The organism is Psychrobacter proteolyticus, assembly GCF_039762275.1.
GTDB classification, from domain to species: Bacteria; Pseudomonadota; Gammaproteobacteria; order Pseudomonadales; family Moraxellaceae; genus Psychrobacter; species Psychrobacter proteolyticus_C.
On the sequence record NZ_JBDLOB010000007.1, the window covers coordinates 34,197 to 50,696 of the forward strand.

The window sequence follows — 16,500 nt, forward strand, 5'->3', positions numbered from 1 at the left end:
TATCGATTTTTGTTTTGTATGGACGTTTTATAGCGTTTTTGACATTGGATACAGACGTCTCATCTATAAGTGAAGCCTTTTTTATCAATCCTAATATCTCACCTTTATTGCAATCAGATTATTGTCTATGTTCACTATTATTCAGTCGCACCGTACCGAAAACCTCGTTGATCAATTGCTTGTACAATACCAGTCCAAGGATCAGCCTGTTTTTGAGCCTTTTATTGTCATTGTACCGTCAATGGTATTGGGTGATTGGTTGGATAAAACTATTGCTAGCCGTGCTGGTATTAGTACCTTGGTGCGTACTAAATTTTGGGGCCAGTATCAATGGACGCTGATGCAAGATGTACTGACCCGCCATAATTCATACTTACTGGCGCAAAACCCTGAAGCGACAACTCTAAACGTGCCGGAAGTGGCGGTATTGTCACCAACGGTAATGCAGTGGCGATTGTTTGGGTATTTGACTTATTATCAGGAGTCGATTGTTGCAGATGAAAAGCATCCAGTTCATCCGTTGCTAGCGTCTTTGATTGATGACCCACAGGCAAGCGCTCAACAAGACAGCTTACAACAGGATAAGGCGCAACAAGATGCTCGTATTTGGCAGCTGGCAAGCGATTTGGCTAGGGTGTTTAACCGTTATTTGACTCACCGTGAGGATTGGTTGGCATTATGGTCGCAAAACAAGCCGTTGAGCGTAAGTGAGTTGATAGCAGATAAAGACGCCTTATCCCTTCGCTTTGATAAGTATGCGCGCGGCACGCCTGAGTGGTTGGTCGAGCATTATGTTGAGTTAGAAGTCGCCCAACGTTTTTTATGGTCGCATTTGTTTGCTGATGTTCATTTACACCGTGTGGCACTGGAGCGTGCGTTCTGGTCGGCTTTAAAAGGTAACAAGGCGAATGAGCGCGATCAGTTACCCAAAGTATTGCGTATATTTACTATTCAGCAACTGCCACAGACCGAGCTTGATTTTCTACAGCACTTGTCGCAATACATGAATATCACGTTATTACATTACAATCCATCAAAGCTGTTTTGGGCGGATATCGTTGATAAATCATGGTTACAGCGTCAGCAGATTATTAATCCTGAAAGCGTGTTTTTGCGTGATTATGGTCATAGTTTGCTATCGCGTTTGGGCAAGCAGTCGCGCGATGCGTTTGCCATGCTTGCCAATTTATCAGGTAATGAGCAATACGACGATGCGCTAGTCGAATGGCAAGATAACTTTGATAATGGTGTAGATAATGTGCTCGGTCATTACGATTATGAAAGCATAGATGCTGCTGATGACGCTGTCAGTACTCAAGATACGCAAGGTAACTTGAGCTTATTAAAACGTTTGCAAAATGATGTGTTGATGCTTGATGAGCAATCTACTCAGCAAGCAACGGCTGCTACAGTCTCACAAGCGGTAAGTAAGCAGATAGAGTCAAGCTTTGATGAAGCTAAGCCAGCAACGGCTTGGTATGAAGATGAAGCGTTAGAGAATAAGCGTTTTGAAAAAGACCGTTTTTGGGCAATCTCTTCCCAAGATAATAGCCTAAGCATTCATTCGTGTCATAGTTTGCAGCGTCAGCTTGAAGTATTACGTATTATGATTGGTCGTTGGCTAAATGAACCTATCAAACTAGGTGAAAAGAAACGCCATATCTCTGACATTGTTGTGCTGCTACCTGATGTTGAACGTCATCATGCATTGATTGGGTCTATCTTCGTCAATGGTAAGGGTCAAGACGGCTTGACTTTGCCTGCTAAAGTGACTGGTGTTGTTGACGCCGATATTCGCCAGTTATGGGAAGCGATTATCGGTTTTTACAAACTATTGGGTAGCCATAGTGCCCGTTTTGAAGCAGCTGAAGTCTTAGACTGGTTGATGTTACCGCCCTTGTTTGAAAGCTTTGGACTGACTCATGAGCAAATGAGCCGTGGCTGTGATTTACTGGTAGAGGCGGGCTTTATTCGCGGTTTTGACGAGCTGCATCTTAAGCAAACTTTAGACAGTAATGATTACGACTATCGCTTTAGCTTTGCACAGGCATTAGACAGATTGACCCTAGGTCTGGTCATGCCAGAGGCTGAGTTGAGTGATTGCTTATATGATCTAAATGACGATGAATGGCCAAGCACTGCGTTACCAGAAATGACCTTACCGTTACCACAAGTTAGCCTAAATGATGCGTTGATTGTTGAAGCGCTTTGCCGCATTTATACCGGCTTGGTCGCACGACGTGATGATCATACACAAAAAATGAAAGCGGAAGATTGGCTTGATCAGATTGAGACACAAGTTATCCATCGCTACTTTGGGGATGTAGACCAAACGCGTACCATGCGCGCCATCTACAACGCGATGAATGGTTTTAAGTCAAGTCTGCGAGCCAATCGTCACTATAGGCAGTACGCTAGTGGTGATGTCGACAACAGAGAAGTGGAGCAAAGGCTGGCAGGTGTGGAGCAATTGCCGCTCAAGCTGAGCTTTATGCTAGACAGTATCGAAAACGAGCTTGAAAGTCAGCAGGTCAGTGCGGAGCCAACTGGGGTGATTACCTTTGGTCGATTTGGTGCACTAAGAAACGTGCCGTTTGAGTTGGTGGTGATGCTCAATATGGATCTCTCTGAGTTTCCTGGGCGTGACCGAGATAACCGCTATGATTTGATGAAAGCGACCAATGCACGCCGTGGTGACAGAGTTAGTGAAGATGATGACAACGGCGCATTTTTAGATGCGTTACTGTGCGCGCGCAGTGCATGTTGGATGTTCTACAACGGCCAAAGCTTGACGGACACTCATGAGCATCTGCCAGCCAATCCAGTGAGTGAGCTATTGCAGTTTTTGCAAGGCGAGGTGCAATGGCAGGTAAACTCGCTTGAGACATTACCTGAGAATATTGACCCCACCACCGAAAGCCTCAAGCGCTATTTGCCTAAATTGATTAAGCAGTGGCTAGTGACTGAGCATCCTGCATTGCCTTTCCATGAGAGTCTGTTTGAGACAGAAATCGAAGGCATTGATGTTTTTGAGCAAGCGTCTCCTGATATTGATGACAATGCTAATGCCAACATTAATGCCAACATTACTATCAATGCTCAGGATTCTAGCCCTGTCGATATGATTGATGAGCTGGATACTTTATTAAATACAGCCATGCGCAAAACCAAACTGGCTCAGAAAAAACAGTTTCCGCCTGCACCGCTTTGGCAAGCGGTGTTCGATACATTGAAAGGGCGAGTGTCTAGTGAGCATAAAGAGTTGGTGGGCTTACCCACGAAGGCGCAGTATGAGTCAATCGCTCAGGTGCTTGGTCAAGGCTTGGGTCAGCTAGGTCAAATAGACAATCAAACCTTGTCTGCATTGGCTGAATTGTTGGGGTTCGACACAGTTGTTGATGCTCCTAGCGATGTCAGTGGCATGACAGAGGTGCTATCTGATAGCATATTTAACATCGGAGAGATAGATATTGAAGGGGCATTGGCTTACCAAGTGCGCCATCCTGCCAAAGCATTCTTACGGTCTCAAAAGGTGCATGTGGTACAAGGTGAAGAAGCATTGTCGCAGCAAGAGCCGCTATTCTTAGACAGTCTGACTACTTATCAAATCAAAGATCATTTGATTAAACAGTTGGTTACTGATGAGAATAAGAAAAATGATAGTAGTGCAGCGGCTGAAACTACTACTCCAATTCTGATGTATCAAAAAATTATGCCTGCTGGTGTCGCTCGCCAGACCACGCTACCCAATCAACAAAAGAAACTACAACAGCAATGTTTAGAGTTTAAAGAGCAGTTAATAGCTAATGGCTTTGACGAAAGCAGCATTCTCAATGAGAGTACGGCAGATATCAGCAGTGTATTACAGCTATTGACGCCAACCGCCGAACATCCTGTTCAGATAGAACTAAAAAATATACTGAATAACACTAATCATGATTCAAAAGACCAGATAGATATAGAGAGTATAGAGACACTGCTTAAGCTGTTGCCAAAAATCATTAAGATCAAAGGTTCAGTACCAATATTAGCACCTATATCAATTATTCAGGCGGGCATGCCTTATGCTCAGCAATCACCCAAGCAGTGGTTAAACATATTGCCTAATTCTGCCAGTCCTAGACATTTACTCAAGTTTTGGTTGTCACATTTATATTGGCAAGTAGCCAGACGTACCACTGCCGAGCAAGTAGCATTAAATGATGGCGTAAGTATTTGGCGTTTTAATAAGCCTAACTCACAAGTTAAAAAGTATGACAAAGCAATCGCATTTAAACTAAGCCCGATCGTGTATGAAGACGCAGTCATTGAGCTGATAAAATGGGCTGTTTTTGGTAAATTAACGGATCAAGTGCCCATTACGTTATTACCAGAATATGCACTTAATTACCTTGATAAGTATCTAACCGCTGAAGAAGGTGACGGCAACCGCTACTGGCCAAAACGTGCCGACTTCTCGGACTGGTTAAGACCCAACTATAACTCAGACACGGTATATGATACTTGCTCGCAGCATGCTATTTGGCAGTACGTGCTACGTGACCAAGATGCGTTTAAGGCGTTATCATCAGCGTTGACTACATTAGCCCAGCCATTATACGCGCCGATGTTTAATGCGTTAACTAACTTAGATAGTTAGCCCATTATTTAGAGCAGCCCCTAATTAATTTTTGCTATTTTGTTTTAATAAATAATAATTAAAAGTATGCGCCCATATGACAGACCTTAGCGATCCAACCAATACAATTGACTTGTCTACACAACCGAATTTATTTGATGAATATTCAGATGATCTACCTTCGTCTGCTGTGTCTGAACGTGAAAATGATGTCATACCGGCAGTTGATGTTGATCTAACGGGTAAACACCTGATTGAAGCCTCAGCGGGCACGGGCAAAACTTGGACGCTAACCGGTATTGTACTGCGCCTACTGATCGAAGCGCGACGTGCACCAGAGCAAATCATCGCCACGACTTTTACTCGAGCTGCCGCTGCCGAAATGCGTCAACGTATCCACGATCGTTTGGTAGATTTCTATCAGCTATTACAATGGGTCAATAGCCTAAGTGCCGATACTAGCAATAAAGAGAGTCTCTATCCCAATATATTGCAAGTTATGCCTGAGGGTAACAATGACGCACAAGCAGATAATAACTCAAGTACTGATACAAACATTGAAACAGATATTGATGATTTAAATCAAGACCTTGCTGCTGATAAGCAAGCGGCGGCAGAGAAACGTAAACAAGCAAAAAAAGACCGCGAAGATTGGCTGGTTAATCAGGCCAAATATGTGCGCTTAGATGGCATCATGCAAGATCCTATTAACTTACATCTCGTCGGTTATTTGCTGGATCACGTGTACAGTTACCCAATGGCGGAAGCTATCAGGCGTACAGCATTGGTACTAACTACCTTAGATAAGCTATTCGTAGGTACGCTCGATAGCTTGGCACAAAAATGGCTGACGGAGTACAGTAGCGAAACTGGTCACCAGCAGGGTATGGGGATTATTGAAGACAGCAGTATTGAACAGGTGACTGACAGTATTGTTCATGATGAGCTGCGTCAGTTTCAAAGTCGCTTATACTATGAGCAGCCTAAACTTTACGCGCTAATGGATCAGCAAGGCAAGCTGTCTGCAGTAGGCGATCATAAGAAATATGTGACTCGCTCGCTTAATTTTATCTCTGCACCGATTGATGAGATAAGGATTGAGAAAAGCTTTGACTTTGATGCATACGAGAAGCTAATCAATGAGTTTTCTCAGTTAGATTTAGCTGATATCCAGCCTTATTTAAACCCTGATTATAGAAAGTCTCAAGGATTCCGTGGTGGTTCTAATTTAACCAAACAGTTTGATGCCATTATCGAGGTGCATCAAAAGATATCGGAATATCAGCTGACATTTAATAGCTATTTAAATGAGAGCGAGAATAAGATTCTGACATCATTGCAGGATTCTAGATATCCCGATGAAGATGGCAAAATTAAGAACTTTAATAAGAATAAAGAAAAAGAGCATCAGACACTTTTTGAGCTAGAGACCATTAGTAAGTTAATGGCTATCTTAGACATGCTTGATAGTTTAAATCAGCATATTTTGTTGGTATTGGCCGATCTTAACCGCCATATTGTGCTAGCTGTACGTAATAGACTACCAGTAATTTTAGAAGAGCGCGGCGAGACGACCTTTAGTTTGCAGATGGTACGCTTAAACCAAGCATTAACTGGTCGTCAAGGAGATAAGCTGGCGCGTTATATTCGTCATCATTATCCAGTGGCGTTGATTGACGAGTCGCAAGATATCAATGGCGAGCAAGCCATTATGATTGAAAGCATTTATTTGCCAAAGAACAAGCGTAAACAGTCGGACAATGACAAGCAGGCAACCACTAAGAAAGCCAATCATGAGTTTCTGCTATTGGTTGGTGATCCCAAACAGGCTATTTATGGGTTTCGCGGTGGCGATGTGGCCAACTATAATTATATGAAAGCCCAGTTTGACAAGAGTACACTTTGGACGCTCGATATCAATCGCCGTTCTAATGCCGGTGTGATTAACGCATTGAACTGCTGGTTTGGTATGGCGAATGTAACAACTGCTGAGAATAAGCTGTCGCAGTTGGGTACTGGTATTCACTACCAACATATCAAAGCAGCAAAACCGGAATATGAGCTGTCTTGGTTTAATGAGTCAAATAGTCTGGATGATGTACTGGTGACAGAAGTACTTTCTGCTCAGCCAGTGAGCTTATTGCACCTGCCTTATGACAAGGACAAAGAGTTTGATTACGATGAACATGAAATAACAGCTCGCCATATAGCCACTTTGCTTAATAGTGGTCAGACACTTAAAGGCAAGCCGATTCAGCCGAGTGATATTGGGGTGCTGGCACGTGCCAAAAAAGATCTGAAAAGGGTTGAAGATGAGCTGGTAAAACTGAATGTGCCGACCTTGACCACCAGTGATGTCAGTATCTTTGAGACTATCATGGCGGAAGATGTGGCAGCATTACTGAGTGCCATGTTATACCCGTATCGTCATGACATGATTAATCGGGTGTTGACCAGCCACCTATATGGACTGAGTATCAAAAACATCAAAGCCATGATGACGGATCATGAGTCAGGCATTACCGAGGGTAGCAGTACACCAAGCGCCCATTCAAATAAGTCTAATTCGAAAGACCACCCAGCCAATGAAGCTACTGATATTAAAAAGAGCTATCAAGACTTTATTACCTATCTAAAAGAAGGGGCACAGCGTTGGCAGCACTTTGGCATCTTATCGGCGCTACATTATTTATTAGATAAAAGCCCTGTGCAGCCGCAAGGCGTTTGGCAAGCCCTAGCTGCTCATCCAGAAGGTGACCGTCATATTATGGACTTGCGTCATGTGATGGATATCTTGGCGCAGTATGGTCTAGGCATGGGTGAGTATGAGCTACTGGCTTGGTTCAGGCAACATATAGATGCAGCGCCTAACAGTGACTGGGCTAAGCAATATCCACTACCAACAGAGTCTGGCGTACAGCTAATGACCATTCATAAGTCAAAAGGGCTTGAATTCCCTATTGTCTATGTATTGGGAATGGGTGATGCCAGCAGGAAGTCTGGCAATAAGGAAGACTATGGACTGTATCTATATAACGCGCAACAAGCGCCTTCAGCGCTAGGGCGGCAGTCGATAGAAGTACAGCAGTCGACAGATAATCAATCGGGTAATCAGCGCCGCTTCTCACCATTGCAAGGCTCTGCTACGGATGAGGGTTACTACACCGATATCGAAACACAGGAAGGTTTTGATGAGATAAGACGGCTTGGCTATGTGGCATTTACTCGGGCCAGTGAGCAACTTTATGTTGTGCTGCGAGATCCGAGTAACAAGACAGGGTTTGAGCTAAAGCCAGTCTTTTATTGGTTTGAATCGCCAGAAGCAAAATTTGAGCTGCCAGATAGGCTCAAAGGTATCGTAGGCATGCTTAGAGGTCATAAGATTAATGAGTTTTATGACAATAATTACGCAAACAACAATGCTAACTCAGCAGACGTAAATGATAGTGCTCAGCTAGCCTCAACCAAATCAAGTGCTCATAAGTCTACCACAGAGGCTATTGAGTACGCGCCATTTGCTGAGGTGATGAAAACCAATTATTTTTACGGTCGGGCTAAGACCAGCTTTACCGCTTTGGCACGTCAGCTAGATGAATCTACACAAGCAATGGCGATAGTGGATGAGCGTATTGATGATGCGATAGACATTGATATGACAGAGTCTTCTGTTTCAGACCTCTCTTTACTTAATAACGATGAGTCTCTCGAACAAGAGAGTGAACTGAGCTTCAAGTCAGAAGATGATATCCGCTTTACCTTTGTCAAAGGTGCTAATGCCGGTACGTTTTTGCATGAGATATTTGAACAAATCGATTTCACCAATAAAGCCCAGTGGCCTCAGGTTATTGACAGAGCGATTAGTAGCTATCAATTGCCGCTGATATATAGCAGTGCTGAACAACAGAGCCGCAGATCACAAGGTAAGAAACAAAGAAATAGCGATGGGTTCGATCTTGAGTCAATAGATACAACGAAGCACGAGGCATTAGTTAATTGGATTGAAGAAGTGTTGCATGCGCCACTGTTGGCTTCTAATCAACCTTTGATTGCTCTTGATAAAGGTAAGCGATTTGCCGAGTTAGAGTTCAACATGGGATTGTCAGAGAATTTTAAAGCACAGGATATTAGTCAACTTTTTCAACAGTGTTTACCTGATGAGACAGATAAACACGTCACTCTAGTGCCACAAAATAAAGCGCATCTGTATCGTTATTTGCGTGGTGAGATTGACTTGGTGTATGAGCATGCTGGCAAGTATTATGTGGTCGATTATAAGAGTAACTTTTTAGGAAATAGCCTAAGCGACTACAATGAAGATACGCTCAAGAAAGCAATGTCTAAAGCGGGGTACTGGCTACAAGCAGCAATCTATCAAGTAGCATTGCATCGGTTCCTTGCTATGAGGATCAGTGATTATACGGGTAACGAAGATAAATATTTAGGCGCTGTAGAGTACGTGTTTTTACGCGGTGTGTATGACCCGAATGCTCAGGTAGCTACTACATCTGTGTCGCAAGATAAGGCTCAGTCTAATCACAATAACTTGAGCAATAAAAGTTATTATGGACTGGTTACTTGGGATATTCCCATTGCATTCATTAAAGGTCTAGATGCCTTGTTTGGCCTGCCGGATTAATAAACCTTATATAGCAACTAGGTAGATAAAAATCGTTATAGCAGTTAATCAGATTAAAAAGAGATAAATATACAATGAGTAATGATAACAATAAAAGTAAGTCAGCCATTAGCTTACAAGAGAGTTGGGCCAGTAACATCAGCGATTATATTTTGCTGCGCCGTCAGCAAACACATGTAGCATATGACGCAACAGATGCAAAGACAAACGATGAAAATAGAAGAATCAATAAGTCAAAAGATAGCGATTTATTTACGGCTCTATTCGTTATTTTAGCGGCTCATTTGGAAGAAGGGCATACTGTATTAACCATTAATGCAGCCGATCATGAAGCTCCCATGCAAGGTCAGATTAATGGGGAAGTGGTCAAACTATATGCATGGCAGCAGCAATTATTAGAGATACTAGCAACACCAATTTTTGCGCTGATTGATACTCAGATAAAAACGCAACTAGACACGCAACTAGACGATGACACTACAACGGAGACATCGCTATTTGTATTACTAGATACTTTGTTTGGTCAGCGAGATTACTTGTGGGCGCAGCTAGCACTGAGTAATCATGAAAAAGAGACGTTGATCAAACGTTTTGATGCGATAACTACGTTATATCATCGCTTGAAAAATAGCGACTTAAATACTTTCGTTTATTCAATCCATGAGCATGCTTTATTTGCTAATGTTAATGCGAACACTGATTGTAATAACTATCAAAATAGCCTAAGCAGAAATAATCAACCAATTATTTATAACATCGCTAAGAATAAAGAAACCCAAGGTTCGAAAATCACATTTTGGCTACACCGCACATGGCAAGCAGAATTTAACTTAGCACAGCATATCAATCATATTTTGAATCAGCAGATAGTGCCTTTAGACATTACCATGCCTGAGAACTTAAATGACCAACAGATAGCCGCTATCAATGTGGCGAACAATAATGCATTTAGTATCATTACTGGTGGCCCAGGGACAGGTAAAACCTACACTGTGGCTCAATTAGTTATCGCGTTACAACAGGCGACAGAGAGTAGGGGGGATGAGTCTAAACATATTAGGTTTAGCACAGACAGTGCTAGTCTAGCATTAGCAGCGCCGACGGGTAAGGCGGCCCAGCGTATGCAGGAGTCTCTGCAGGCGGCTTTAGACGACGCAAATGTAGAGCTGCAGTTGCAAGAGGCAAAAACCATCCATCGTCTACTAGGTATCGGTCGAACGGGTAGACCGCGCTACGATGCCAACAACCCTCTAGGTGAGGATATTATCATCGTTGATGAGGCATCTATGCTCGGAGTTGAGTTAGCTAACTATCTTGTGAGCGCGGTAAAGCCAGGTGCTAGGCTAATATTATTAGGCGATGCTAATCAGTTGGCAGCTGTTGATGCAGGGGCAGTATTGGCGGATCTCTGTCGCATTCCGCTATTGCAACCCATACACGCAGAACTAACCGAGAGCCGTCGATTTAGCGCCGAGTCAGGTATCGGTAAACTGGCCACTCAAATCAATAAAGCAGAGACAAATATTCAAGCTATTTGGCAATTACTAAGGCAAGACGCTGCCTTGAGTTTTCAATATGTTAATACGTTACAAGCAGAGTCTATATTAAATAATAAGATAGAAAATAGCCTAAGCAAAAAAAAAGTTATTTCAAGAATCTCAAATAATTACCAATTATACGTAAGTAAGATTAAAAATTTGCTAGAAAATCCAATAAAAAAATCCGTGCCAGAATCAGTTAAAAATACTACCTCTTCGTTAATGGAGGTATTTAATCAATTTAGAGTCCTAACTGCTGGCCACAATGGTGAATGGGGCGACCACTATATCAATAACTATCTTACTCAATGGCATCTTGCTGAGTTAAAGTTACCATTGGGTCAAAATACATGGTTCCATGGACGTCCTGTTATGGTGCTACAAAATAACTACGAGCTTGGGCTATTTAATGGGGATATTGGTTTCTGCTTACAAACACCAGATGAAAGAAGCCAATTAGAGGTATTCTTTGAAAATAAGACACAAGGGATAGCTGTTAATTTACTAAATGAAGAGGTGATAGCCACAGCGTATGCAATGACTATTCATAAGTCACAAGGATCTGAATTTGATCATGTTGCTATTACTTTTGATAACAGCCATGCAAGGTTGCTGAGCAAAGAGCTTATCTATACGGCAGTGACTCGTGCTAAGAAGCAGGTAACGATATATAGTACCAAGCACGCTTTAGAAAAAGCAGTTCAAACACCAACTGAGCGGCATACTGGTTTGGCATTACAGTTTTAACGATTCATTCAAGTTGTTGTCGGTGCAATAAGTCAGCGCAACAAAAAAGCATCCAAATTGGATGCTTTTTTAGGACTTAATTATTTTAAGTAATTAAATCTAGAATTAAACTTTGTCTTCTTTGATTGCATAGATACCTGGCAGGTGACGCAAGTAACCATGGAAATCCATACCACAACCGTAAACATAACGATCCGCAACATCAATACCCACAAAATCTACGTCAAAATCTGCAACTTTGCGATCATGTTGCTTGTTAAGCAAGACACAAGACTCAAGTGATAGAGGCTTTTCTTTGCTTAATTCTTCAACAACTGCTTTTAGGGTAATACCTTCGTCAAAGATGTCGTCAATCAACAATACGTGCTCACCTTCGATACTAACATCAGGCTTGAATTTCCAATCAAGCTCATTAGTACCTTCGTTATCACGATAACGAGTCGCATGGATATAATGCATGCGATGGTAGAACGTAAGATGTGTCAGTAGTTGACCAGCTGGGATCAATCCGCCGTTCATCACGACCATAACAATTGGGTTTAGACCAGCATAATGTAGATTGAGCTGAGCGGCCAAACGCTCATAAGCAGCAGCTACTTCGATACTGCTGATAAGGCACTCTGAGTTGCGTAAGGTTTTTTCAATTTCTTGGTTACTGATTTGGGTCATCGGGTGCGCCTTTGGTAAAAAGTGCCGCTTATTTTAGCAAATTTTAGTGAATTTGCCCAACGTCATATGACTTTTGGGACAAAATTAATCCAACTTTTGAGGTTATTCTGGCTTTTCTATAATAAATGGACGGTAATAATTGGCCAATCTATTCAATGAGTCATTTGGTAGGTCAGGTAATAGCTTATTAAGTGCCATACTCATGCCTTTATCAATTGCTGATTTGGCAACTGGAACTGACTTACGTTTGATCATGCCTAGCTTTAATGTCTCGGCATAACGACTGATAAAGTGGGTCAATGTTTCTTCGTTCATGGTTTCAAGTGCTGTTTTAAATTTGGCTCTATCTACATGCTCAGGCGTGATAGCAGCAAAACCTTCAGTGATGGTATTGGCATCTTTTTCTGATAGTTTAAAGCCGACACGTTTAACACCTTCATTATCAATAAAGGTTGCATGATCTCTTAGAAAATGAAAACTTGGTAACACGTCTTTGTTGTTTTCTTTACCCAGTAAGATATTGAGCAAAGTATCTGTCGCGCGTTCAATCGTTCCAACAATTTTGCGCATAGAGGCTTGACGCTCAGGGTTAGGAATAATATCTACCAAACCAACCAACAAATTATCAGTAAGATCACGTGCTGTCTGATGAGTAAGAGCATCGCGATAAGGGTAGTACTCTACATTCTCGTTTGAAGCAACGACTTGTTCGGCCTCACTGATTAAAGCTTTTAGTTTATCTGAGGGTACGAATCCAAAATAATGTGCCATTGCACTTCCTTTATTTGTTGTTTTTTATGTCTTACTTGCGTTACATTTATCACCAAATCGGTTATTATTCAAACAAAGTTTTAGTCTCAGGCTCATCATACCAAATGCTGATTAGTGACATGCCTTAGTTATAAGATAAATGACTTTGTTGATTGGTAATAATTTTGCAAATTGCTACAACTTACCTAAACGATAGATGAGCTGAGTCACTCATCGCACACTAATTTAGCATATTTTTCATATTTTAATTCAAAAAGCTTGAACTTATAAGGCTATTGACTACTTGTCTAGGGAGAGATGAGATGAATAGTGCTATTGTACTACTATTCGCCGTTGCCGCTATGCTCTGCGGCTACGTATTTTATTCAAAATTTATCGCCACCAAAATTTTAGCATTGGACAACAGCCGTCCTACACCCGCACATACGATGAAAGATGGGATCGATTATGTTCCTACCAATAAGTATGTATTGTGGGGGCATCACTTTACGTCAGTGGCAGGGGCTGCACCAATTATCGGTCCTGCCATTGCAGTTATTTGGGGCTGGGTGCCTGCCATTATTTGGGTAGTGGTAGGTACTATCTTTATGGCTGGCGTACATGATATGTCTGCTATTTGGGCAAGTATGCGTAATAGAGGTCAGTCGATTGGCTCTATTGCTGGTACTGTCATGGGCACACGTGTCCGCAGCTTGATGATGGTTGTCATTTTCTTATTACTACTGATGGTCAATGCTGTATTTGGCGTAGCTATTGCCAATATGATGATCAAGACGCCATCTGCGGTATTGCCAGTTTGGGGTGCCTTGGTGGTTGCCTTTATCATCGGGCAGTGTATCTATCGCTACAACATGAATTTGGTCTGGGTGTCCATTATCGGGGTAACGGCCTTGTACGGGCTTATCTATCTCGGCCCTATGTTCCCGATTGTGTTACCTGAAACCGTCATGGGTTTGCCTGATAACGCAGTATGGATCTTGATTTTATTCGCCTATGCGGCGATTGCGTCGTTGTTGCCCGTATGGATGCTGCTTCAACCTCGTGATTATATTAATGGCTTACAGTTATTTGTCGGTTTGATTTTATTATATGCTGCTATTTTTATTGGCACGCCTAATATTGTCGCGCCAGCCGTTAACACTGCATTACCAGCTGATACACCGTCACTTCTGCCATTGTTGTTTGTGACAATTGCTTGTGGTGCCATATCAGGATTCCATGGTTTGGTCGCCACAGGAACCACTTCTAAGCAGATTGATAAAGAAGAAGACGTTCGTTTCGTTGGTTACTTCGGTGCATTGGGTGAGGGTATGCTAGCACTTGGGGCAATCCTTGCAGCAACCGCAGGTTTTGCAACGCTTGGTGATTGGCAAGCGGTCTATCAAAAGTTTGGGGATGGCTCTATCGGTGCGTTCATCGATGGCGGTGCGACCATCTTGAATGCCGGCGTTGGTATCGATATGGTGCTATCACAGACCATGCTTACAGTAATGGCTGCATTGTTTGCTGGTACGACGATGGATACTGGCGTACGTTTACAACGTTATATCTTCCAAGAATTTGGTGAATTTTATAATTTACCCGTACTCAATAAGAGTGTCGTTGCAACGTTACTTGCTGTCGGAAGCTGTTTGTTATTAGCGTTCGGTGCTGGTGGTATCGATGGCGCGGGTGGTATGATTATTTGGCCACTATTTGGTACAACTAACCAGTTAATGGCTGCTTTAACCTTGATGATCGTTACCATTATCTTGTTACGTAAGGGCAAGCCAGTTTGGTACACCTTAGCACCACTTTCATTCTTGTTGGTTATGACTGTCTTTGCACTATTGATTCAGCTCAAAACCTTCTTTACTGATGGTAATTGGCTACTTATTATTATGGATATTATTATCTTAATCGCGACCATTTTAGTGACGTTTGAGAGTTTGTCTGTACTACGCAAAGAGTGGTCACTACATAAAGGTAAAAGCGGTGAGGTTTAAACATTAAACCATATTGAGTGTCTGTTTAATAAAAAACGCTAGCAGCAATTGCTGGCGTTTTTTGTATCATATAGGCATGATAGGTCATAATAATTAAGTAAAATACGAGCACATTATGGAAAATAAAAACACATCGAATGATATAGAAAACGTTCAACCATTAGAGAACACTCAACCATGGTGGCAACGGTTTAAGAGTGGACTAAATGAGTTTTATCATGCGCCTTATCGTCAGACGATGGCACGCGCGGCACGTGATGAAGAAGATTTTTTTATGTTACTCATGTTTGCTGAGAGCTTGGGTATTGATAATCCCGCCAGCTTTTATACATTAGAGTTGCAACCTCTATTTTTAGAGAACTTTCATGAGTGGCATACACGTATGGGAATGGATAGATGTCCATTTGAACACGTCGGCTGCTGCTAACAGTAGTGGATTGACTATATAAAAAAGTAGCTAAGCATTTATTAGATAATGAGACAAAATACGAGATAACAATATGGCATTACACCCTTTACATGGATTGGTAGAGCAGTTAGAGACACAACCGATTATATTTATCGGCGGCAAAGGTGGTGTAGGGAAGACCACCACTGCAGCAGCTCTAGCCAGCTACTATGCAAGCCAGCAGCAAAAAACCTTAATTGTCTCAACCGATCCGGCACATAGTTTGGGTGATGTATTGAATGTACGACTCAATAATGAGAAAACGGTGATATCACCATATCTAGATGCGATTGAGTTAAATCCTGACGTGATTGTCGATGAACATTTTGCTCAAGTTGAACGTACAATTAAAGCTTATGCCAACCCAGATATGATGCCAAAAATTCGTGAGCATCTGAGGCTATCTAAGTCGGCACCTGGCGCTCAAGAAGCCGCGATGCTCGAATCTATGTGTCACCATTTAGTCGAAGCGGCAGATGCTGGGTATGAACACATCATCTTTGATACCGCACCGACAGGTCATACTTTGCGATTATTGGTATTACCAGAAATGATGGGGGCGTGGACGGATGGGCTGCTTGCACAGCAGCGACGACAGGCCAAACTACGTTCGGTGGCGACGCATTTGGACAGTCACAATCAGAAACAGAGCACGCAAAAGAACGACGTGGCAAATCCGTTTGCAGCAAAAAAATCAGATCGCTGGGAGCAAGCTGTATCCGTATTAGAAAAGCGTAAACAGCTGTTTCGCCAAGCAGGGTTGCTATTACATGACCGTACACAAACAGCGATTGTATTGGTGATGACCGCTGACGTCTTACCATTGGTTGAGACCAAGCGAGCTATCGAGCAATTGGAAGATAGTAAGCTCATGCCAGCAGCAATCGTCATCAATCAATTGATATCAACCAACCAGTCAGATGAGTTTTGGCGACGCCGTGCTGAGCGTCAGCAGCATCTGCTGCAGGATATCGAACAAAGCTTTACCAAGTACCCGCTGTATCCGATCTATCTGCAACAGACAGATGTACGCGGTACTGATGCATTGAGTGCGTTGTTAAGTGCACAGGGTGCATAGATAGTTAGCT

General features: G+C 42.4%; 8 protein-coding genes. 6 read left to right on the plus strand and 2 right to left on the minus strand.

Annotation, left to right across the window (positions count from 1 at the left end):
• The first annotated feature begins 127 nt into the window (after positions 1–127).
• The 3 genes from ABFV72_RS10840 (at position 128) to recD (ending at position 11,539) form a co-directional block, all read left to right on the plus strand.
• Entirely contained in the window at positions 128–4,639 is a 4,512-nt protein-coding gene (locus tag ABFV72_RS10840) for an exodeoxyribonuclease V subunit gamma (RefSeq protein ID WP_347163658.1), read from the plus strand.
• A gap of 76 nt (positions 4,640–4,715) precedes the next feature.
• Positions 4,716–9,254, plus strand: coding sequence for a UvrD-helicase domain-containing protein (locus ABFV72_RS10845; protein WP_347163660.1), 4,539 nt, complete (start codon positions 4,716–4,718; stop codon positions 9,252–9,254).
• Between the two features lie 74 nt (positions 9,255–9,328).
• Complete coding sequence (recD, locus tag ABFV72_RS10850; protein ID WP_347163661.1) at positions 9,329–11,539, plus strand: exodeoxyribonuclease V subunit alpha; 2,211 nt, start codon at positions 9,329–9,331, stop codon at positions 11,537–11,539.
• Positions 11,540–11,644: 105 nt separating this feature from the next.
• Here recD and ABFV72_RS10855 read toward each other — a convergent pair whose 3' ends face one another.
• Both ABFV72_RS10855 and ABFV72_RS10860 read right to left on the minus strand, forming a co-directional pair.
• A complete protein-coding gene (locus ABFV72_RS10855; protein ID WP_057760160.1) occupies positions 11,645–12,208 on the minus strand; it encodes a hypoxanthine-guanine phosphoribosyltransferase in 564 nt (187 codons plus the stop codon).
• Positions 12,209–12,310: 102 nt separating this feature from the next.
• Positions 12,311–12,979, minus strand: a complete 669-nt coding sequence (locus tag ABFV72_RS10860; protein WP_238069025.1) for a hypothetical protein — start codon at positions 12,977–12,979, stop codon at positions 12,311–12,313.
• Between the two features lie 302 nt (positions 12,980–13,281).
• On the opposite strand from ABFV72_RS10860, the gene ABFV72_RS10865 reads away from it, so the two are divergent.
• From ABFV72_RS10865 to ABFV72_RS10875, 3 genes are all read left to right on the plus strand, one after another.
• The gene (locus ABFV72_RS10865) at positions 13,282–14,964 is read left to right on the plus strand and encodes a carbon starvation CstA family protein (RefSeq protein WP_057760164.1); all 1,683 of its coding nucleotides are present in this window, start codon (positions 13,282–13,284) and stop codon (positions 14,962–14,964) included.
• Between the two features lie 115 nt (positions 14,965–15,079).
• Entirely contained in the window at positions 15,080–15,391 is a 312-nt protein-coding gene (locus ABFV72_RS10870) for a cory-CC-star protein (protein WP_347163662.1), read from the plus strand.
• Positions 15,392–15,464: 73 nt separating this feature from the next.
• Positions 15,465–16,490 carry an ArsA family ATPase gene (locus ABFV72_RS10875; protein WP_347163663.1) on the plus strand — a complete coding sequence of 342 codons (1,026 nt, stop codon included), beginning with the start codon at positions 15,465–15,467 and terminating at the stop codon, positions 16,488–16,490.
• Positions 16,491–16,500 lie beyond the last annotated feature (10 nt).

What these genes read in the sequence shown, in the direction of transcription:
- recD (WP_347163661.1), top strand. Translation starts at nt 9,329, where the DNA reads ATGAGTAATGATAACAATAAAAGTAAGTCAGCCATTAGCTTACAAGAG.
- ABFV72_RS10845 (WP_347163660.1), top strand. Translation starts at nt 4,716, where the DNA reads ATGACAGACCTTAGCGATCCAACCAATACAATTGACTTGTCTACACAA.
- ABFV72_RS10865 (WP_057760164.1), top strand. Translation starts at nt 13,282, where the DNA reads ATGAATAGTGCTATTGTACTACTATTCGCCGTTGCCGCTATGCTCTGC.
- ABFV72_RS10840 (WP_347163658.1), top strand. Translation starts at nt 128, where the DNA reads ATGTTCACTATTATTCAGTCGCACCGTACCGAAAACCTCGTTGATCAA.
- ABFV72_RS10860 (WP_238069025.1), bottom strand. Translation starts at nt 12,979, where the DNA reads ATGGCACATTATTTTGGATTCGTACCCTCAGATAAACTAAAAGCTTTA.
- ABFV72_RS10855 (WP_057760160.1), bottom strand. Translation starts at nt 12,208, where the DNA reads ATGACCCAAATCAGTAACCAAGAAATTGAAAAAACCTTACGCAACTCA.
- ABFV72_RS10870 (WP_347163662.1), top strand. Translation starts at nt 15,080, where the DNA reads ATGGAAAATAAAAACACATCGAATGATATAGAAAACGTTCAACCATTA.
- ABFV72_RS10875 (WP_347163663.1), top strand. Translation starts at nt 15,465, where the DNA reads ATGGCATTACACCCTTTACATGGATTGGTAGAGCAGTTAGAGACACAA.